Origin of the sequence: Pseudomonas sp. BLCC-B112 (genome assembly GCF_028550695.1) — a bacterium.
Lineage (GTDB): Bacteria > Pseudomonadota > Gammaproteobacteria > Pseudomonadales > Pseudomonadaceae > Aquipseudomonas > Aquipseudomonas danubii.
Window position 1 is genome coordinate 138312 of sequence record NZ_JAQQGK010000010.1, and the last position, 17701, is coordinate 156012.

Sequence of the window (17701 nt, forward strand, 5' to 3'; positions counted from 1 at the left end):
GTCAGGCCTCCAGGGGCGAGTGGGCAAGATCAACGTTGAACACCTGGGCGGCGTAGCGCAGGAACGACGGGTCTTCACAAACGTTCTTGATCGGGTCGTCGGAGAACTTCACCACCGGTTCGCCATGCACCCGCACCAGCTTCATCACGATGCTCAGCGGCTCCACGCCTTCGACATCGCAGGCCAGGCTGGTGCCCATGCCAAACCCGAACCTGGCCTGGCCACGCACGTGGCGCAGGATCGGCAGGCATTTCTCGAAGTTCAGGCCATCGGAGAACATCAGGTCCTTGGTCCGTGGATCGATGCCCAGTTCGCGGTAGCGGGCCAGGACCTTGTCGGCCCAGAGCAGCGGGTCCCCGGAATCCTGGCGCAGGCCGTCGTAGAGCTTGGCGAAGTACAGGTCGAAGTCCTTGAGGAAAAAGTCGGTGCTGATGCAGTCGGTCAGGGCGATGCCGAGGCGTCCGCGATACTCGTGCACCCAATTCTCCAGGGCCGCATTCTGGCTCTCCCGCAACCGCCCCAGTTGCTGGTGCACCATCAGCCATTGGTGGGCCATGGTGCCGATCAGCGGCAGGTCGAACTCGTAGGCCAGGTGCGCATTGCTGGTGCCAACGAAGACCCCGGGGAAATCACTGCGCATGATCTTCACCACTTCGCGCTGGGCCTTGAACGAGAGGCGCCGGCGGGTGGAGAAATCCGAAACACGGAACTCGGCGAGTTCGTCGCGGCTGGCGTTTTTCTCCAGCCATTCGAACTTCTGATAGAGCCGGCGAGTGACATCCTCAAGCTCCACCTCGGGGTACTTATCGCGGTTGCGCAACTCGCTGACCATGGCCAGCACCGGCTGCTCGAACATGATGCAGTGCAGCATCGGACCACGGACGCGGATGCTCAGTTGGCCATCGACCGCCGCCACGTGGATGTAGCGCAGGTTGAAGCGGAACAGGCCGAGGAACTGTTCGAAGTCCGGGGTCAGGTACTCACGAAAGCGCTTGTTGAACAAAAAACGCTGTTCGCCTTCGCGCATCTGCAGGCCGGCGAGCTTTTCCAGTTCCTGGCGGATCTCGGGGATCAGGTGCACCAGGGACTCTTTGGAGCGGACGATGAACTGGTATTCCACATCGACATTGGGGTGCTGGTGCAGCACCGCCTGCATCATGGTGAAGGTGTAGTAGTCAGTGTCCAGCAGGCTCTGAATCACGCCGTTGTTACGGTCGAATGCACTTTCCATGATGACTCCTCAGGCCTTGGCCAGTCTGGCGGTTGCTTCGCGGGTCGCGGCAACCGCGATGCCCGCTCGTTGCATGTCGTTGATCGCCTGAGTAGCACCCTCGGCGCTGATGGCGCGACAGGCCGGCAGGTGAATGATCACCTTGAAGCCGGCGGCGGCCAGTTGCAGGGCGGTGGTCTTGACGCAGAAATCCAGGGCCAGGCCGCCGACGATGACTTGTTGCACGCCCTGGCTGTTGAGGTACTCGATGACCCCGGTGGAGAGCTTGCCGTGCAGGTCGTGATAGCAGGCGCCATAGGGGTGCAGGTCCGGCTCCACGCCCTTCCACACGAAGTAGTCGTAGTCGTACGGCGTGGGCAACTCGTCCAGCAGGGTGAAGCCTGCGGTGCCCGGTACGCAGTGGCTGACCCAGGTCAGGTCGGCGTGTTCCAGGCCGGTGGGCTGGAGCATCTGTGCGTGCTCGGCCACCACCCAGGGAGCCTGGGGGCTGTGGGCGTCCTTGCTGCCGATGCGCAGGCTGGCCAGGGTCGCCATGAAATTCAGCTCGCCGCCGATGCGATCGCCTTCGGCCACGGGCAACTCGTTCGGGCACAGCGGGGTAAAGCTCTTTTGTGCATCGACATCGAAGGAAGCGGTCTTCATCGTTTGGCTGTTCATGCTGGGTCTCTCCTCTGCATGGAGCACAAAGTACATGTCATGTACTTTCATGGCAAGCCCCTATGGATTTTATTTTTATCAATCGATCTTCAATCAATCCGAAATAGCAAGGTACAAAAGGAGATTCTCCGCCGACAAAAGCGATGCTAAGGTACACGTCATGTACCAAACGAGGAAAAGCAGATGTTTGAACTGGCCCTCTATGGCGGCGCCTTCAACCCGCCCCACGCCGGACACGCCCAGGTGATGCTCGAAGCCGCTCGCCACGCCCGCCGGGTACTGGTAGTCCCGAGCTTTCGCCACCCGGACGGCAAGCGCATGGCCGATTTCGAGCAACGGGCCAACTGGTTGCAGGCGATCACCACGCACTTGCAGCCCGAGTGCCAGGCCGAGTTGGCGGTCAGCCGCCTGGAGCGGCAGCTGGCCCTGGCCGATCCGGGTCCGGTCTACAGCTTCACTCTGCTGCAACGCCTGGCCGACGACCTGGCCCTGGACGGCAAGCGCATCGCCCTGGTGGTGGGTGAAGACGTGGCGCGGCAGTTGCCCAGGTTCCATCGCGGCGAAGAATTGCTGCAACGCTTTTCCATCCTCTGCATCGAGGAACAGCCTGGAGTGCGCAGCAGCGTATTGCGCCAGTGCCTGGCCCGCGGCGAAACACCGCCCAGCCAATGGCTGGCACCGGGCATGAATCCGCTAAACTACGGCCTCTACGCCGTCCACGGAAGTTGATATGCACGATCGCACCACCCTCCCCAGCGCCTACCTGCACACCATCGACCTGTGCCTGCTGCGCTACAACCGCGAGCGCTGCGAGCTGGAAATTCTCCTTCACCAACGGGACAGCGAGCCATTCGCCGGACACTGGGCACTGCCGGGCATCGTGGTCAACGGCGATGTCGAAGACCGCAGCCTGAATGACGCGGTGGAACGCCTGCGCCGTTCAAGCAAAGTGGACATGCCCCTGGCCTGGCTGGAACAGGTGGGCACCGTCGGCGACGCCTTCCGCGACCCGCGCTGCTGGTCGTCCTCGACCTTTTACCTGGGAATCGTCAGCGACCCGGTGCAGCCCGGCCCGCAGCAGGGTTTCTTTGCCCTCGCGGACGTAGCCAGCGGCGCCTTCAAACTGCCTTTCGACCACAACAGCCTGGTGGCCCAGACACGGGAGCGGCTGTTTTCCAAATCCCTGTACAGCAGCCTGCCGCTGATGTTTCTCGGCCAGGAATTCAGCGCCCCCGAGGCGGTGAGCATCTTCTCCCTGGTACTGCAACGGCCAGTGCTCAAGACCAGCATCCGCCAGCGCCTGCTGAAGATGAGCGAGGCCGGTTACCTGCAGGAAACCGGGCGCAAGAAAAGCGGCGATGGCGGCCGCCCTCAGGCCACAGTGGAAACCCTCAAACCCACCGAGTTGTACCTGTTCGATCGTTGTTTTCTGGAGTAATGCCGCCCATGAGTTCCGTCACCGAAAGCCAGTGCCTGCTGCAAACCCCGTACTTCAAGGTGGTCCGCGAAAACGGCTACTTCATCATCAAGGAAGCCCAGGCGGTAAACGGCGTGGTGGCCGTGCCGACCCTGGCCGATGGCCGGCTGATGCTGGTGGACCTCAAACGCCGGGCCATTGGCGGCCAGTCCATCGAGTTTCCCCGGGGCGCCATCGATGCCGGGGAAAGCGCCTGTGACGCCGCAGCCCGGGAACTGCTGGAAGAGACTGGCTGGCAGGCATCGCAGGTCCGCCAACTGGGCTTGCTGCACAGCAACACTTCGCTGATCGCCAGCGCGGTGGCGGTGTGTCAGGTCGAGATCGCCGACCAGCAGAGCGCCGCCACCGATGGCGAGGTGGACCATATACTGTGGGTCAGCCGCCAGGAGTTGCTGGCGATGATCGCCGCCGGCCAGATCACCGACGGTCACACCCTGTCGGCAGCAATGATGTTGCTGGCCGCCGAGTCGGCCTGACGCCCCCACTTCTCCAGGGCGAAGTCGACAAAGCTGCGCAGCTTGGGCAGGCGATAGCGGTCCTGGGCATACAGCAGGTGCATCGTCCGAAACGGCAACTGATAATCCTGCAGCACCGGCACCAGCCGGCCCTGCTGCAGGTCCTCCTCCACCAACGCATCGGGCATCATCACCAGCCCCAGCCCACCCCGCGCCGCCCGGTGCAACCCGGACGAGGTGTTGGTCAGCAACGAGCCGGACACCGGAATCAGCACATCCCCCTCGGGCCCGCGCAACGGCCATTGGGTGGCGGTGGAGCTCCACTCGTCGCCGGCCGGGTAGGCAAATGCCAGGCAGTTGTGCTGCTGCAGATCTTCGGGAACCTGCGGGGTGCCGCAACGCTCCAGGTACTCCGGAGCGGCGCAGATGGTCAGGGTGTAATCCTGCAGCGGCCGGGCAATCAGCGATGAGTTGTCCAGGTTGCCCAGGCGCACGGCCACATCGAAGGCGCCGTCGCTCAAGTCGAAACGCTGATTGGCCAGGGTCAGTTCCACCTTGACCTGCGGACAGCGCTCCCGGAACTCGCTCAGGGCCGGAGCCAGGCGCTCGGTGCCGAAGGTCAGCGGCGCGGTGATGCGCAAGGTGCCGGAGGGCTCGCCTTGAGCCTGCTCCGCCAGGCGCTCGGAGTCCGCTACCAGGCCCAGAACCGCCAGACAACGCTGGTAGTACTCGGTGCCGAATTCGGTAAGGCGCTGGCGTCGCGTCGTGCGGTTGAGCAGGCGCACCCCAAGGCGCTGCTCCAGGGCCCGCAGGTGATTGCCCACCATGGTGGTGGACATGGCGCATTCCCGGGCGGCGGCCGTCATGTTTCCCGCCTCCACCACCTTGACGTACACCGACATTGCCTGGAACAGATCCATTATCAACCCTGACTTCAAGATGATTAAAGAAATGGCGAGTTTATCTAGCCTGAATGGCTAACGATACTGGCAGCACACCCCCTGAGATGGAGTCGCCCGCCATGACCGCCGCCTGCCTGATGAGCACCTACCAGCCCCTCGCCCTGAGCTTCTGCAAGGGCCTGGGCAGCCGCCTCTGGGACCAGACCGGGCGTGAGTACCTGGACGCCATCGCCGGAGTCGCGGTGACCGCTGTCGGCCACTCTCATCCACGCCTGGTCAGCGCCATCCGCGAACAGGCCGGCCTGCTGCTGCACAGTTCCAACCTCTATGACATCCACTGGCAGCAGCAACTGGCCGCCAAACTGACCCAGCTGAGTGGCATGGAGCGGGTGTTCTTCAACAATTCCGGGGCCGAAGCCAATGAAACCGCCCTCAAGCTGGCGCGCCTGCACGCCTGGCACAAAGGCATCGAGCAGCCCCTGGTGGTGGTCATGGAAAACGCCTTTCATGGCCGGACCCTGGCCACCCTGGCCGCCAGCGACGGCCCGGCAGTGCGCCTGGGCTACGGCCAGTTGCCGGACGGTTTTCTCAAGGTGCCGTTCGGCGATCTGGCCGCCCTGGAATCGGTCGTTGCCAAGCACGGTCCGCGCATCAGCGCGGTGCTGATGGAGCCGATCCAGGGTGAAAGCGGCATCCAGCTGGCTGCGCCCGGCTACCTCAAGGCCGTGCGTGAGCTGTGCACCCGGCGCAACTGGCTGCTGATGCTCGACGAGATCCAGAGCGGTATCGGCCGCACCGGGCGCTGGTTCGCCTGTCAGCACGAAGGCGTGGTACCGGACGTGATGACCCTGGCCAAGGGCCTGGGCAATGGCATTCCCATCGGTGCCTGCCTGGCCCGGGGCAAGGCCGCCGAACTGTTCACACCAGGCAGCCATGGCAGTACCTTCGGCGGCAATCCCCTGGCCTGCCGCGCGGCCTGCACCGTGCTGGACATCATCGAGGAACAGCAGTTGCTGACTAACGCCGAGCAACGCGGCGCCCAGTTGCTAGGTCGGTTGCGGGAGGAACTGGCGGGACATCCGGCGGTACGGGAGATTCGCGGGCTGGGGCTGATGGTGGGTATCGAGCTGGTGCAGCCGGCCCAGCAGTTGGTGCAGATCGCCGCCCGTGATCATGGCCTGCTGATCAATGTCACCCGGGGCACGACCATCCGCCTGCTGCCCCCCTTGGTGATCGATGCCGCAGAAGTGGAGATGATCGTCGACGGGCTGCGCCAAACCCTCGAGGCGCTGACATCGCGCCACGCGCTGACGCGATGACGCTGGGCAAGTTCCGGGGCGCGCAGCGCCTGCCCCGGGCTAGCCGGCTATGCAATTCAGTCGTCCAGCGGCTTGGGCGCCGCCGCCGGCTTGGTCGCCTTGCCGGCCTTGGCATTGGCCGGTTTGGCTTCCGGCTCGGGAGCCGGAGCTGGAGCCGCGGCCTGTTTCTCCGCCGCCGGCAACTGGTCGACCGCGCTGAAGACTTCCTTGAGCTCGATGCTTCCGGAGTGCTCGAGCTTTTTCTCGCCGTCCTTGCCCACCAGGATCACCTTGGTTCGGGCCCCCGCCCCCAGCTTGAGGCTGCGGATCAGGGCCATGGTGGATTGCGGGTCGATGTCCTTGCCATCGCGCTGGCCGATGGTGTTGATCACCGTGTACAGGACCATGTTGCGTTCGTTGAAGGCTTGACGGGTCGCCGGCTCATCCAGGGACTTCTTCAGGCTCACCAGGGTCGGGTCCACGGTGCTGGGGGCGATCACGATCAATGGCCGTGACTTGCCCAGGTCCTGAGCCAATGGGCCGTCGTTGTCGGCCGCCAGGACCGGGCCGGCGACAGCGAGCAGAGTAGCGAGGGTCAATGACCGAATGAACATGCGTCTCTCCTTATGTTTTCCACGCAGTAATGATTGCGCATTGCAGGAAAAGGTCCAGGCCGGGACTCAAAATCTGACATTTTTTTGCCCGGCCGGCCGGGCCTGCGCCTCGTGCTCTATAGGCGGCGGGAAACAAGGGCTACAGGGTTGGCAGCGCTCATCGAAGTGCATTCCACGGTAAGGTTTTGTTGCATATAAGCGGGCTGTACGGAATATCGGAACAGCGGTTGCGCCGAAACTTTCACGCCCTCCTCCGGCAGCAGAATATGCCGTCTTTCATACCACCGTCCCTGACCAGCTCGTACATCAACCGTATTGAACGGCAGCATTTTAAAGTTGCTTGCAAAGTGTCATTTCCCAAACGCCAGAAAACAGGCACAACTGCTCACTGACCTTTAACAACCTTTCTATCTCGGGGCTTTCGATCTTTCAGCATCTCGCTGAACCCACCCAGCAATGCAAAGGGAACAACGCATCGAGGCACAGACTGATATCAGCCGAAAGTTGCAACTCGCTCTGCAGTTCAATGCACAGAACAATGATCTGGAACAAATAACTCAATGAACGCCGACTTGTTCTTCCATTGCCGACCGAACTATAGTGCGGCGCGGCACGGACAGCCCGTTACACCACCCTTATTGCGCGGCAACTCGTTACATTCCTGAACGTTATCCAACGGCGGTTTTTTTCGAATGAGCGTCCGACCCCGATGATCCCTCTCCTCGTCTGCGATGACTCGAGCATGGCCCGCAAGCAGGTGCTGCGGACCTTGCCCAGCGAGTGGCGGGTGTCCGTGACCCAGGCCTGCAACGGTCGCGAAGGCCTGGAAGCCCTGCGCCGGGGGCTGGGCAAGGTGGCGTTGCTGGACCTGACCATGCCGGTGATGGACGGCTACCAGGTCTTGAGTGCGGTGCAGGAAGAAGGCATCGACGCACAGATCATCGTCATCTCCGGCGACGTCCAGGAAGAAGCGGTCCGTCGCACCCGCGAACTGGGGGCCCGGGCCTTCCTGAAGAAGCCCTTCGATCCCCAGCAGTTGCGTGCACTGCTCAACGAACTGCAACTGCTGGACAGCCCTGGCGCATCCCCCGTCGCCCCCCCTGTCGCCGCCACCCCTGGTGACCTTTCGCGACGCGTTCCGGGAAACCGTCAACGTCTCCATGGGCTACGCCGCGGCGCTGATCGCCAAGGTCCTGGACGTGTTCGTGCACCTGCCGATCCCTCACGTCAATGTGCTGGAGGCCGGCGAACTGCAGATGCTCCTGGCCGATGCCAATCGCGCCCGGCAACTGACTGCCATCTGCCAAAGCTATATCGGCAGCGGCATTGCCGGCGAAGCGCTGCTGATGTTCTACGACTCGGAAGTGGCCGACATCGCCCAACTGATGGAACAGGGCACCGATCCCTATCAGGAAATGGAAGTGCTGATCGACCTGTCCAGCGTGTTGATCGGTGCCTGCTTGAGCAGCATTGCCGAGCAGTTGGATGTGTTCTTTTCCGTGGGGCATCCCCAGGTGCTGGGCGAACACACCACCATCGATGAATTGATCGTGCTCAACCAGCAACGCTGGAACAGGACCCAAGCGGTGGAGATCAGCTACAGCCTGGAAGAACAGAACATCCACTTCGACCTGTTGCTGCTGTTCACCGAGAGTTCCATGGCCTTGCTGGAACAGAAGCTCGCCTACCTGATGAATTGAGCCATGCCCAAACGAATGGATTTCAGTGAACTGCACTGGCTGCTGGCGGTGGTCCAGAGCATCGATGTGGGGATCGTGGTGCTTGATCTGGAGTGCCGGGTCCAGGTGTGGAACAGCTTCATGGAGAACCGCTCCGGCGTGCCCTCCAAGCAGGCCATCGACCAGTCCTTTTTCGAGCTGTTCCCCGAGGTCGAGCGACCCTGGTTCACCCGCAAGGTCGGGCGTGTGGTGGCCCTGGGCACACCGGCCTTTACCATCTGGAAGCAGCGGCCGTACCTGGTGCATTTCAACAATTACCAACCGATTACCGGCCAGGGCGAGTTCATGTACCAGAACACCACGCTGCTGCCGCTGCGTTCGTCCAACAGCGAGATCCATCATGTCTGCCTGGTGATCTACGACCTCACCGACGTGGCGATCAACAGCCTGGCGCTGCAGAAGGCCAACCAGCAGTTGCAGCACCTGTCACGCGTCGACCACCTGACCCAGCTGTTCAACCGCGGCCACTGGGAACAGCGCCTGGCGTTCGAATACAGCCGCCACGGCAACGCCATTGCCCTGCTGATGCTGGACATCGACCACTTCAAGTCGATCAATGATCGCTACGGGCACCAGGCCGGTGACGCGGTGATCAAACGCCTGTCGCAACTGATCCACGAGCATGTGCGCGACAGCGACGTGGCCGGGCGTTATGGCGGCGAAGAGTTCGCCATCCTCCTGCCCCACACCGATCTGGCCGGTGCCCACACCCTGGCCGAGCGCCTGCGCCAGTCGGTGGAAGCACAACAGGTGATCCACAACGGCCAGGCCATCGATTTCACCATCAGCCTGGGCATCGCCTGCCTCGACCGTCCGGCCCGGGACCACCGTTGCCTGATCGAGTGGGCCGACCAGGCGCTGTACGCCTCCAAGCACGCCGGGCGCAATCGGGTCAGCACCTACGCGCCTTGAACAGGGGCGCTCCGGCCCCTTGAAAAAAAGCCGCCGCCAAGGGATAAACTGCGCGCTTTTCCGGTCCATCCCCCGGTCTGCTACGCCTTTTCCAGCGCCACAAGGAGTCCTGCGCGCATGTCCCAGTCGAATTCGAACCTGTCCCCGCAACAGCAATGGCAGCAAGCCGTGCTGACCTATGCCCGCGACATCAACCACTATGTCGAAACCGGCACCCGCGAGGGCTGGAAGGGCTTGAAGGAACCGAACATGCCCGACACCGAGCACCTGTTGCAGGACTGGCAAGCGGCCCTGGAGGCGAGCAATCAGTGCCCCCATGATGAGGCCGCGCGCCAGGCGTTCCGCCAGGACTGGCCGCCGGCACACTTCCCACTGACGCCGCGCCTGGAAAGCCAGGGGCGGATGATTCCGACCCTGGCCCTGTTGCCGGACGGTAGCCTGCTGGCACGTATCGGCGCGCCCTACGAGGCCGGCTTCGTGGTGCATATCGACGATGCGCGGATCCAGACCCTGGAGCAGGTGGAATGCTTCGGCATGTGCCCGCAGCGGCGTTACTTCGCCTGGGGCCGGGCCGACGGCATCCAGGTCACTGACGGCTGGAACGGGCCTCAGGTGGCAAGCTTTCCCTGGCCCGCCCCTCACGCCGGCCTGCCGGCAGGTTTGGAGCTTGAAGACAGCGGACGCCCCTCTGCCACCAGCCTGATCCCTTTCCCCGACGGGCGCCGGGTGCTGCTGGTGAGTGCCGACGGCATCTTCGTCCTGGCTGCCGATGGCGCCACCCGCCTGCTGCGCAGCCTTGAGGACATCCAGCAGGACCTGGCCGACGGCGTCGCCGCCGAAGACCTGAGCATCGGCCTGAGCATGGAACATGGCGCGGTGTCGCCCGATGGCCAGTGGATCGCCATCGGCGAGCAAAGCGGGATGCACCTGGTGTTCGATGCGAGGTTGCAGCAGGTCGCGCAGATCGGCCCCGCCAGCGAATACCCGCACTTCGCTCACTTCAACCAGCGCGGCGACCGCCTGCTGCTCAATGCTTGCCACTTCTATGGCGGCGCCAGCGTGGGGGTGGCGGTAGCCGACCTGCCGGGGCTCTCCACCGACTTCTACAGCGACGACCCGCGCACCCCGGTGCTGCAAGAAGGCGCCCGGGTGTATGCCGCTGCTTCACGGGGCGACGAGTTCATCATCGGCGACGCCTACGGTTACCTGCGGGCCATCAGTGAAACCGGCGAAGAGCGCTGGCAGCACTACATCGGCTCGACCCTCACCGCCATGGACATCAGCGTCGACGGCAAGACCCTGGTGGCCGCGACCTATGCCGGGATCATCGTCCAGATCGCCCTGGATAGCGGACGACCGGACTGGCAGATCGGCACCGGCGAGCACCACGAACTGCGGCGCTGGCTGTTCTGGAAGGACTTCGCCAAGCCCCTGCTGTGGTGAGCGGGTTTTAAACCGGCGGGCGCGAGAAACTCACCTGCAGTTGCAGGTGATCCGGATCATCGATCGCCCGCAGGTACTCCTCGACACTGACCTCGCCAGCACTGGAACGCGCCCCCGAGACCGGCACATGGCCGGCCAGCAGCTTGTGCACCAGGGCCACCGCAGCGCAACTGGGGATCTCCGGGCCGTGATCGTGGGTGGCGGTCAACTGCGCGTACATCGACAGCGGCTGACCGTCCTGGCCCAGGCCATGCACGTCCACGTACATGGCACTGAGGCCGTCGCCGAAACCTTCAAACCAAGTGCCGCAACGATGCAGACGCGCCGCCCAAGGCGCCGGGTCGTCGATCAGCCCGAGCTTCACCGCCTGAGCCAGCAGGGCGTTGGCCAGCCCGGCGATCTTCAGCCCGGCACCCGCCTTGAAGCTCAAGGTGTGGGCGCCATAACGCTCGGCGAACAGGTCCAGGTCCGGCACATCGACATTGGCCACCAGCCGCGTGCCCAGCCTGGGCAGCTTGCGCAAGGTCAGGCCCTGCCAGCCGATCACCGGGAGCGGCTGGCCGTCCTTGAGTTGCAGGATCGGCCGGCCGGCGTAGGCCAGCACGCCCTGGATGGTGGACAGGCCGGGCATTTTCGCCGAGGAGGAAATACCGTGCTCGATCCGATCGATGCGGGAGAACCGCTCACGGTGCTCATCGATGATCGCCGTCGACAGGGTCGGCACCGAACTGCACCCGCTGAGGAGGGTCACCCCGGCGGCCCGAGCCGCTTCATCCAGGGTGCCGATACCGCGCACGAACTGGCGGCAGTCGGCCAGGTCGCAGTAGTTGACCCCAGCCTCGATGCAGCCCTGGGCCACCGCGTAGGACTGGCCCTGGAACGGCCCTGCGGTGTGGATCACCCAATGCACATCCAGGGCCTTGAGCGCCGGCACCCACTGCGGGCCCATGGCATCGCCGCACCAGCCTTCGCAGGGCTGTCCAGCCTCGGCTTGCAGCGCCTGAACCTTGGCCGCGAGCTTGCGCGGGTCACGCCCGGAAATCAGCAGATGCACCCCGGGCGTCTGGATCAGATAGCGGCAGACGATGCTGCCGAAATTGCCATAACCACCGACCACCAACACCCTGAGCGTCATTACCTGCATCCTTGAACCAAGCCATTGCGCAGCTGCCAAGCTGCCATTCGAGGCGCGGCAGCTTGGTGGATTTGCCAGGGATCGACAAGCCCCCGATTGCCTGCGGCGGCCTCCTCAACCACCCTCGGCGAAGCGTCGTAATATTCAGTTAGAAAAAAAATGCCAATGCCGGTCCGGCATAATGCTATGCAAATTCCTCATCAACTCGGGCCTTGGAGCGTGTTAGCCTCGTCCTGCTATGTCGGCTTCGCATAATAAACTTGCCGGTTCACGCAACCGAGTGAGACCCAGACGCCTTGTTACCCCCCTTTGCTTCACCTTCATCTGCCCAACTAACGTTTCGCTGTGAGCCCATCAATCATCGGCTCGCCAAGGGAACTGATTGCAAAATCTGACTCGACCTCAAGGTCGATCTCTCGATCCTATCTCGGAGCTGTTATGTCCAGGCTTTCCCATCAAGATTTGCGCCGCGGTTTCCGTGAACTGATCGCTTCCAACTCCTGCTACCACACCGCTTCCGTGTTCGACCCGATGTCCGCGCGCATCGCCGCCGACCTGGGTTTTGAAGTGGGCATCCTGGGTGGCTCCGTGGCTTCGCTGCAAGTGCTGGCGGCCCCTGACTTCGCCCTGATCACCCTCAGCGAATTCGCCGAACAGGCCACCCGCATCGGCCGCGTGGCCCAGTTGCCGGTGATCGCCGATGCCGACCATGGCTACGGCAACGCCCTCAACGTGATGCGCACCGTGGTTGAACTGGAGCGTGCCGGCATCGCCGCGCTGACCATCGAAGACACCCTGCTGCCGGCCCAGTTCGGGCGTAAATCCACCGACCTGATTGGCGTTGCCGAAGGCGTCGGCAAGATCCGCGCCGCCCTGGAAGCCCGGGTCGATAACGAACTGGCGATCATCGCCCGGACCAACGCCGGGATTCTCCCGGTGCAGGAAATCATCAGCCGCACCCAGCAGTATCAGCGTGCCGGCGCCGACGCCATCTGCATGGTGGGCATTCGTGATTTCGAGCAACTGGAACAGATCTCCGAGCACCTGAGTGTGCCGCTGATGCTGGTGACCTACGGCAACCCGGCCCTGCGCGACGACGCACGCCTGGCGGAGCTGGGAGTGAAAATCGTGGTGGACGGCCACGCCGCCTACTTCGCCGCGATCAAGGCCACTTACGATTGCCTGCGGGAACAGCGGCAGATCTTCACCCAGGCCTCGGACCTGAGTGCGACCGAACTGGCTCATACCTACACCCAGCCCGAGGACTACATCGTCTGGGCCAAGGAGTTCATGAGCGTCAAGGAGTAACACCGGCGATGGGCCGGGGTGAGGCGCAACGCCTCAACCCTGGGCCGATTTCAGCGCGCCTTCCACGCAGTCGAGGATCTGCCCGATGGTCCAGGGCTTGCGAATGAAGGACACCGGATAACGCACCCCGGAACTCTCGGGGGTCTCGAAACCCGACATGACCACAATGGGCAGCGACGGCCAGTGCTCACCGCACAGGTTGCTCAGGCTGGCGCCATTGAGCCGGCCGGGCATGGTGATATCGGTCAGCAGCAGGGCCACGTCCGCGGCATGTTGTTGCAGGAACTCCCAGGCCCGGTCGGCACTCTCCATGGCCTCGGTGGCAAACCCCTCGTCCTGCAGAATCTCGCACAGGAACTCCAGCACCGTCGGTTCATCCTCCACCACCAGGATCAAACGGGAGGTGGCGTCTGGGTTGACGGACGAGGCTGGGTACATGGGGTAACACTCCCTGAAGGCTTGAGGACTCTACGGACAGGACCGCTGACAAGAGTTATGAGCGGCGGCTTGACGATAAATTCATTCCCGATGCGCCCGCAGTGTTTTTTTCGGACAGGTCCGAACCGACTGGCGATAATGCGACCCCGATATCAGCGTGACAAGGGAGACAGGTCATCCATGGAGTTCGATCCCCAACGCCTGGCCCAGGCCCGACACCTGGTGGTGTTCAGTGGCTCCGGAGTCTCGGCCGAAAGCGCCATCCCGACCTTTCGCGACGCCCTGACCGGGTTGTGGGAGAACTTCGACCCGGCGCGGCTGGCCACGCCCCAAGCCTTTCGCGAGGACCCGGCGCTGGTCTGGGGCTGGTATGAATGGCGCCGCATGAAAGTGCTCCAGGCCCGACCCAACCCGGCCCACCTGGCGATTGCCGAACTGGCCCGACGCGTACCGCGCCTGACCCTGATCACCCAGAATGTCGATGACCTGCACGAGCGCGCCGGCAGCCCCTCGGTGCTGCACCTGCACGGCAGCCTGCACCACCCCAAGTGCTTCGCCTGCAACCGCCCCTTCAGCGGCGAACTGCCAGAACCCCTGTTGCCGGAGCAGGGTTGCAGCCTGGAGCCCCCCCGTTGCACCGGCTGCAACGGCAAGATCCGCCCCGGTGTGGTGTGGTTCGGCGAAGCCCTGCCACCGCACATCCTCAAGGAGGCATTCAAAGCGGCAGGCGAATGCGACCTGCTGTTGTCGGTAGGCACCTCGGGTCTGGTGCAGCCGGCGGCGCAGATCCCCCAACTGGCGCTGGAGCAAGGTGCCTGCGTGGTGCACATCAACCCGCAGCCCCAGGCCTGTACGAAGCCTGAGGAATACAGCCTGGTGGGCAAGGCCGGAGAGATTCTGCCGCAATTGCTGCGTCAGGCCTTTGCCTGATTTTCTGGGGGCTCAAGCCGAGCCACCGTTTCTGTTCAAGGACGCTTTCACATGCTGCAATCCCCCGACTCTTCATGGTTTGAAGCCGCCTGGGCACAACGTGAGGAACAACTCTACCCGGCGCTGTTCGGCGACCTGGGCCCAGGCATCTACCCCCTGGACATGGCGCTGTTCAGCGAGGTCTTCGGTCAGACCGAAATCGACCCGCGCTGGCTCAGCCACGGAGTCTTCGAATCACCGCCTACCACCACGCGCAACAGTTGGCTGTACGTCACTTCAGGGCTGTCCAATGCCTGGGAAGATGCGCAACCCGAAGCCGATGGCTGGTCCGGGATGGGCCAGGAACTGCTGCTGGAAACCCGCGAGCAGGCGCCCTGGGCCCTGCACCTGCTGCGTAAATTCTGCGCCTATCAACTGCTACTGGCCGCCGGCCGTTTCGGCGAGCAGCCGCCGCTGGACGAATGGGACCGCATGCGTACCGGGCAACCCATCGACGGCGGCGACAGCCTGTTGCAGGCATTGCTGTTCATCCCCGCGCCGGCTTTTGCCGGGCCTCATCAATTGCTGAGCGGACGCTTCGAATTCCTGCAGATCGTCGGTCTGACCTTGGACGAACACGCCTGGGGCCAGGGCGCGGGGTATCCGGCCCTGCAGCAACGCCTGACCCAGGCCGCAGCCTCGCCGGTGATGGATCCGGCACGGGCCAGCGTCTGCTGAGACTCGATGAAAATTCACCGCGACCGTGACGGATCGTCATTTTTCCAGCCACAGCGGGCCCGCTTGAGGTAGATTCAGACAGCGAACAATCTCGCGACGACGTTTGCTTTCTTGCCCTGCCGCTGGAAACCAAGCCCCGTACCGGTGGCTCTTTCACTGCCCCGCCGTTTTTCGCCACTGACCGCACATGGCGCGGTGGCGCCGATTTCAGGAAATGGATTAATGCCGCAAAGACAAGTGATCAATGCTTCGGTGAGCCCGAAAGGCAGCCTGGAGACCCTCTCGCAACGTGAAGTGCAACAACTCAGCGCCGCCGGTTCCGGCAGCATCTACACGCTGTTCCGCCAGTGCGCCCTGGCGATCCTCAACACCGGCGCCCACGTCGACAACGCCAAGACCATCCTCGACGCCTACCACGATTTCGAAGTGCGCATTCACCAGCAGGACCGTGGCGTGCGCCTGGAACTGCTGAACGCACCGGCCGACGCCTTCGTCGACGGCGAGATGATTGCCAGCACCCGGGAAATGCTCTTCAGCGCCCTGCGCGACATCGTCTACACCGAGAACGAACTCGACAGCCAGCGCATCGACCTGGAGAGCTCCCAGGGCATCACCGACTACGTCTTCCACCTGCTGCGCAACGCCCGCACCCTGCGGCCCGGCGTGGAGCCGAAGATGGTGGTGTGCTGGGGTGGCCACTCGATCAATACCGAAGAATACAAATACACCAAGAAGGTCGGCCACGAACTGGGCCTGCGCAAGCTGGACATCTGCACCGGCTGCGGTCCGGGCGTGATGAAGGGCCCGATGAAAGGCGCGACCATCGCCCACGCCAAACAGCGCATGAGCGGCGGCCGCTACCTGGGCCTGACCGAGCCGGGGATCATCGCCGCCGAAGCACCGAACCCCATCGTCAACGAGCTGGTGATCCTGCCGGATATCGAGAAGCGCCTGGAGGCCTTCGTCCGTGTCGGCCACGGCATCATCATCTTCCCGGGGGGCGCCGGCACCGCAGAGGAATTCCTCTACCTGCTGGGCATCCTGATGCACCCGGACAACCGTGAACTGCCGTTCCCGGTGATCCTGACCGGTCCCAAGAGCGCAGCGCCCTATCTGGAGCAGCTCAACGCCTTTGTCCTGGCGACCCTGGGCGAAGCGGCGCAGAAGCACTACCAGATCATCATCGACAACCCGGCAGAAGTGGCCCGGCAGATGACCGAAGGGCTGAAGACCGTCAAGCAGTTCCGCCGCGAACGCAACGACGCCTTCCACTTCAACTGGCTGCTGAAGATCGACGAGGGCTTCCAGCGCCCCTTCGATCCGACCCACGAGAACATGGCCAACCTGCAACTGAACCACGCCCTGGCGCCCCACGAACTGGCGGCCAACCTGCGCCGGGCGTTCTCCGGCATCGTCGCCGGCAACGTCAAGGACCAGGGCATCCGCCTGATCGAACAGAAAGGTCCCTACAGCATTCACGGTGACCCGGCGATCATGCAGCCCCTGGACCAACTGCTCAAAGCCTTCGTCGAGCAGCACCGCATGAAGCTGCCAGGCGGCGCGGCCTATGTGCCGTGCTACCGCGTAGTGAGCTGATCCCCAGCCCCTTCGGTGGTTGAACAGCGCCGCGCGTTCCCTGGGAGCGCGCGGCTTTTTCTTGCCCGGCATTTGCCTCCCGCGCCAGGCCGGCCCCTGGGCTTTGTGCTAGCTGAAACCCGGCAAAGGATGGCCGGGCTCCGCTAGGATGTGGCGCCAACCATCAAGGAGTGATTCATGCCAGCACCAGACAGTGAGACGTCCGCCCGGTGGGAAGCCTTCTACAAGACTTTCGAGGGTCGCCCACCTTCGCCCCTGTTGTGCCGCGCCCTGGCCTTGAACCTGCCCGATATGGACCACCCTCTGGCCATCGACCTGGGTTGCGGCTCGGGCATCGAGACCCGCTTACTGCTGGAGCGCGGCTGGAGAGTGCTGGCCATCGACCAGGAAGCGAGCGCCATCGAGCGCCTCAAAGAACGCGCCGGAACCCTCGCCGAAGGTCGCCTACGTGCCGTCCAGGGGCACTTCGAAACCCTCGATGAACTGGCGCCGGCCCAGCTGATTCACGCCGGACTGGCCTGGCCGTTCTGTCGCCCCGACGCCTTCGCCCGGTTCTGGCAGGTGCAAGTCGAGGCCTTGCAACCCGGCGCATTGCTGGTGGGCCAGCTGTTCGGTGAGCGGGACCAATGGGCCACGGCGCCAGACCTGACTTTTCACTCCCGCAGCGGCGCACAGGCACTGTGCGCCGGCCTGCACATCGAGCATTTCGAGGAAAGCGAAGGGCTGGGCAAGAGCCTGCGCGGTCCCAAGCACAACCACAGGTTCGACCTGATCCTGCGCAAACCCTGACGGACGCCACCAAGGCCGCCGCCCCCCCCTTTCTCCTTCCCCTCCCCCTATCCCCGGACA

Annotated in this window: 17 protein-coding genes and 1 pseudogene; 12 read left to right on the plus strand and 6 right to left on the minus strand. The window is 63.6% G+C overall.

Annotation, left to right across the window (positions count from 1 at the left end):
* Position 1 precedes the first annotated feature (1 nt).
* Together pncB and PQT43_RS24645 are read right to left on the minus strand one after the other, a co-directional pair.
* Positions 2-1231: a nicotinate phosphoribosyltransferase gene (gene pncB, locus PQT43_RS24640; protein WP_060838784.1), complete on the minus strand. Its 1230-nt coding sequence runs from the start codon at positions 1229-1231 to the stop codon at positions 2-4.
* A gap of 9 nt (positions 1232-1240) precedes the next feature.
* Entirely contained in the window at positions 1241-1888 is a 648-nt protein-coding gene (locus tag PQT43_RS24645) for an isochorismatase family protein (protein WP_102864317.1), read from the minus strand.
* A 183-nt stretch (positions 1889-2071) separates the two neighbouring features.
* Between PQT43_RS24645 and PQT43_RS24650 the strand changes: the two genes are divergently transcribed.
* Genes PQT43_RS24650 through PQT43_RS24660 form a run of 3 tightly spaced genes read left to right on the plus strand, consistent with a single transcriptional unit; the run spans position 2072 to position 3841 of the window.
* Complete coding sequence (locus tag PQT43_RS24650) at positions 2072-2617, plus strand: adenylyltransferase/cytidyltransferase family protein (protein WP_102879874.1); 546 nt, start codon at positions 2072-2074, stop codon at positions 2615-2617.
* Position 2618: 1 nt separating this feature from the next.
* Positions 2619-3326 (plus strand): NUDIX hydrolase, encoded by a 708-nt coding sequence (locus PQT43_RS24655; RefSeq protein WP_110653517.1) that lies wholly within the window; start codon positions 2619-2621, stop codon positions 3324-3326.
* 8 nt (positions 3327-3334) lie between these two features.
* Positions 3335-3841, plus strand: a complete 507-nt coding sequence (locus PQT43_RS24660; RefSeq protein WP_267269849.1) for an NUDIX hydrolase — start codon at positions 3335-3337, stop codon at positions 3839-3841.
* Here PQT43_RS24660 and PQT43_RS24665 read toward each other — a convergent pair.
* Positions 3793-4740, minus strand: a complete 948-nt coding sequence (locus PQT43_RS24665) for a LysR family transcriptional regulator (protein ID WP_123393179.1) — start codon at positions 4738-4740, stop codon at positions 3793-3795. The genes PQT43_RS24660 and PQT43_RS24665 overlap by 49 nt on opposite strands.
* Positions 4741-4841: 101 nt before the next feature.
* Here PQT43_RS24665 and PQT43_RS24670 point away from each other — a divergent pair, with 101 nt between their 5' ends.
* On the plus strand, positions 4842-6041 hold the full coding sequence (locus PQT43_RS24670) for an aspartate aminotransferase family protein (protein ID WP_272754840.1): 1200 nt from the start codon (positions 4842-4844) through the stop codon (positions 6039-6041).
* A 56-nt stretch (positions 6042-6097) separates the two neighbouring features.
* On the opposite strand, the gene PQT43_RS24675 is transcribed toward PQT43_RS24670, so the two are convergent.
* Positions 6098-6634 (minus strand): DUF4174 domain-containing protein, encoded by a 537-nt coding sequence (locus PQT43_RS24675; RefSeq protein ID WP_272754841.1) that lies wholly within the window; start codon positions 6632-6634, stop codon positions 6098-6100.
* 709 nt (positions 6635-7343) lie between these two features.
* Here PQT43_RS24675 and PQT43_RS24680 point away from each other — a divergent pair.
* From PQT43_RS24680 to PQT43_RS24690, 3 genes and pseudogenes are all read left to right on the plus strand, one after another.
* Positions 7344-8334, plus strand: a pseudogene (locus PQT43_RS24680) (response regulator).
* Positions 8335-8337: 3 nt separating this feature from the next.
* Positions 8338-9285 (plus strand): sensor domain-containing diguanylate cyclase, encoded by a 948-nt coding sequence (locus PQT43_RS24685; RefSeq protein ID WP_110595818.1) that lies wholly within the window; start codon positions 8338-8340, stop codon positions 9283-9285.
* 117 nt (positions 9286-9402) lie between these two features.
* A complete protein-coding gene (locus tag PQT43_RS24690) occupies positions 9403-10728 on the plus strand; it encodes a hypothetical protein (protein ID WP_110595819.1) in 1326 nt (441 codons plus the stop codon).
* 7 nt (positions 10729-10735) lie between these two features.
* Here the strand turns inward: PQT43_RS24690 and PQT43_RS24695 are convergent, their stop codons facing one another.
* Positions 10736-11863, minus strand: a complete 1128-nt coding sequence (locus PQT43_RS24695; protein ID WP_110595820.1) for a saccharopine dehydrogenase NADP-binding domain-containing protein — start codon at positions 11861-11863, stop codon at positions 10736-10738.
* Positions 11864-12301: 438 nt separating this feature from the next.
* On the opposite strand from PQT43_RS24695, the gene PQT43_RS24700 reads away from it, so the two are divergent.
* Positions 12302-13171, plus strand: coding sequence for an isocitrate lyase/PEP mutase family protein (locus PQT43_RS24700; protein ID WP_102864306.1), 870 nt, complete (start codon positions 12302-12304; stop codon positions 13169-13171).
* Positions 13172-13204: 33 nt separating this feature from the next.
* Here the strand turns inward: PQT43_RS24700 and PQT43_RS24705 are convergent, their stop codons facing one another.
* The gene (locus tag PQT43_RS24705) at positions 13205-13609 is read right to left on the minus strand and encodes a response regulator (RefSeq protein WP_102879882.1); all 405 of its coding nucleotides are present in this window, start codon (positions 13607-13609) and stop codon (positions 13205-13207) included.
* 180 nt (positions 13610-13789) lie between these two features.
* Here PQT43_RS24705 and PQT43_RS24710 point away from each other — a divergent pair, with 180 nt between their 5' ends.
* The 4 genes from PQT43_RS24710 to PQT43_RS24725 all read left to right on the plus strand — a co-directional run bounded on the left by PQT43_RS24710 (position 13790) and on the right by PQT43_RS24725 (position 17641).
* Complete coding sequence (locus PQT43_RS24710) at positions 13790-14539, plus strand: SIR2 family NAD-dependent protein deacylase (RefSeq protein WP_272754844.1); 750 nt, start codon at positions 13790-13792, stop codon at positions 14537-14539.
* Positions 14540-14590: 51 nt separating this feature from the next.
* On the plus strand, positions 14591-15256 hold the full coding sequence (locus PQT43_RS24715; RefSeq protein WP_110653525.1) for a suppressor of fused domain protein: 666 nt from the start codon (positions 14591-14593) through the stop codon (positions 15254-15256).
* 222 nt (positions 15257-15478) lie between these two features.
* Complete coding sequence (gene ppnN / locus PQT43_RS24720; protein WP_102879885.1) at positions 15479-16852, plus strand: nucleotide 5'-monophosphate nucleosidase PpnN; 1374 nt, start codon at positions 15479-15481, stop codon at positions 16850-16852.
* Between the two features lie 177 nt (positions 16853-17029).
* Positions 17030-17641, plus strand: coding sequence for a class I SAM-dependent methyltransferase (locus PQT43_RS24725; RefSeq protein ID WP_272754846.1), 612 nt, complete (start codon positions 17030-17032; stop codon positions 17639-17641).
* Positions 17642-17701: the final 60 nt, after the last annotated feature.

Coding starts and splice junctions, on each gene's coding strand:
- PQT43_RS24710 (WP_272754844.1), top strand. CDS start 13,790: ATGGAGTTCGATCCCCAACGCCTGGCCCAGGCCCGACACCTGGTGGTG.
- PQT43_RS24705 (WP_102879882.1), bottom strand. CDS start 13,609: ATGTACCCAGCCTCGTCCGTCAACCCAGACGCCACCTCCCGTTTGATC.
- PQT43_RS24645 (WP_102864317.1), bottom strand. CDS start 1,888: ATGAACAGCCAAACGATGAAGACCGCTTCCTTCGATGTCGATGCACAA.
- PQT43_RS24685 (WP_110595818.1), top strand. CDS start 8,338: ATGCCCAAACGAATGGATTTCAGTGAACTGCACTGGCTGCTGGCGGTG.
- PQT43_RS24670 (WP_272754840.1), top strand. CDS start 4,842: ATGACCGCCGCCTGCCTGATGAGCACCTACCAGCCCCTCGCCCTGAGC.
- PQT43_RS24665 (WP_123393179.1), bottom strand. CDS start 4,740: ATGGATCTGTTCCAGGCAATGTCGGTGTACGTCAAGGTGGTGGAGGCG.
- pncB (WP_060838784.1), bottom strand. CDS start 1,231: ATGGAAAGTGCATTCGACCGTAACAACGGCGTGATTCAGAGCCTGCTG.
- PQT43_RS24725 (WP_272754846.1), top strand. CDS start 17,030: ATGCCAGCACCAGACAGTGAGACGTCCGCCCGGTGGGAAGCCTTCTAC.
- PQT43_RS24700 (WP_102864306.1), top strand. CDS start 12,302: ATGTCCAGGCTTTCCCATCAAGATTTGCGCCGCGGTTTCCGTGAACTG.
- ppnN (WP_102879885.1), top strand. CDS start 15,479: ATGCCGCAAAGACAAGTGATCAATGCTTCGGTGAGCCCGAAAGGCAGC.
- PQT43_RS24715 (WP_110653525.1), top strand. CDS start 14,591: ATGCTGCAATCCCCCGACTCTTCATGGTTTGAAGCCGCCTGGGCACAA.
- PQT43_RS24660 (WP_267269849.1), top strand. CDS start 3,335: ATGAGTTCCGTCACCGAAAGCCAGTGCCTGCTGCAAACCCCGTACTTC.
- PQT43_RS24650 (WP_102879874.1), top strand. CDS start 2,072: ATGTTTGAACTGGCCCTCTATGGCGGCGCCTTCAACCCGCCCCACGCC.
- PQT43_RS24695 (WP_110595820.1), bottom strand. CDS start 11,863: ATGACGCTCAGGGTGTTGGTGGTCGGTGGTTATGGCAATTTCGGCAGC.
- PQT43_RS24675 (WP_272754841.1), bottom strand. CDS start 6,634: ATGTTCATTCGGTCATTGACCCTCGCTACTCTGCTCGCTGTCGCCGGC.
- PQT43_RS24690 (WP_110595819.1), top strand. CDS start 9,403: ATGTCCCAGTCGAATTCGAACCTGTCCCCGCAACAGCAATGGCAGCAA.
- PQT43_RS24655 (WP_110653517.1), top strand. CDS start 2,619: ATGCACGATCGCACCACCCTCCCCAGCGCCTACCTGCACACCATCGAC.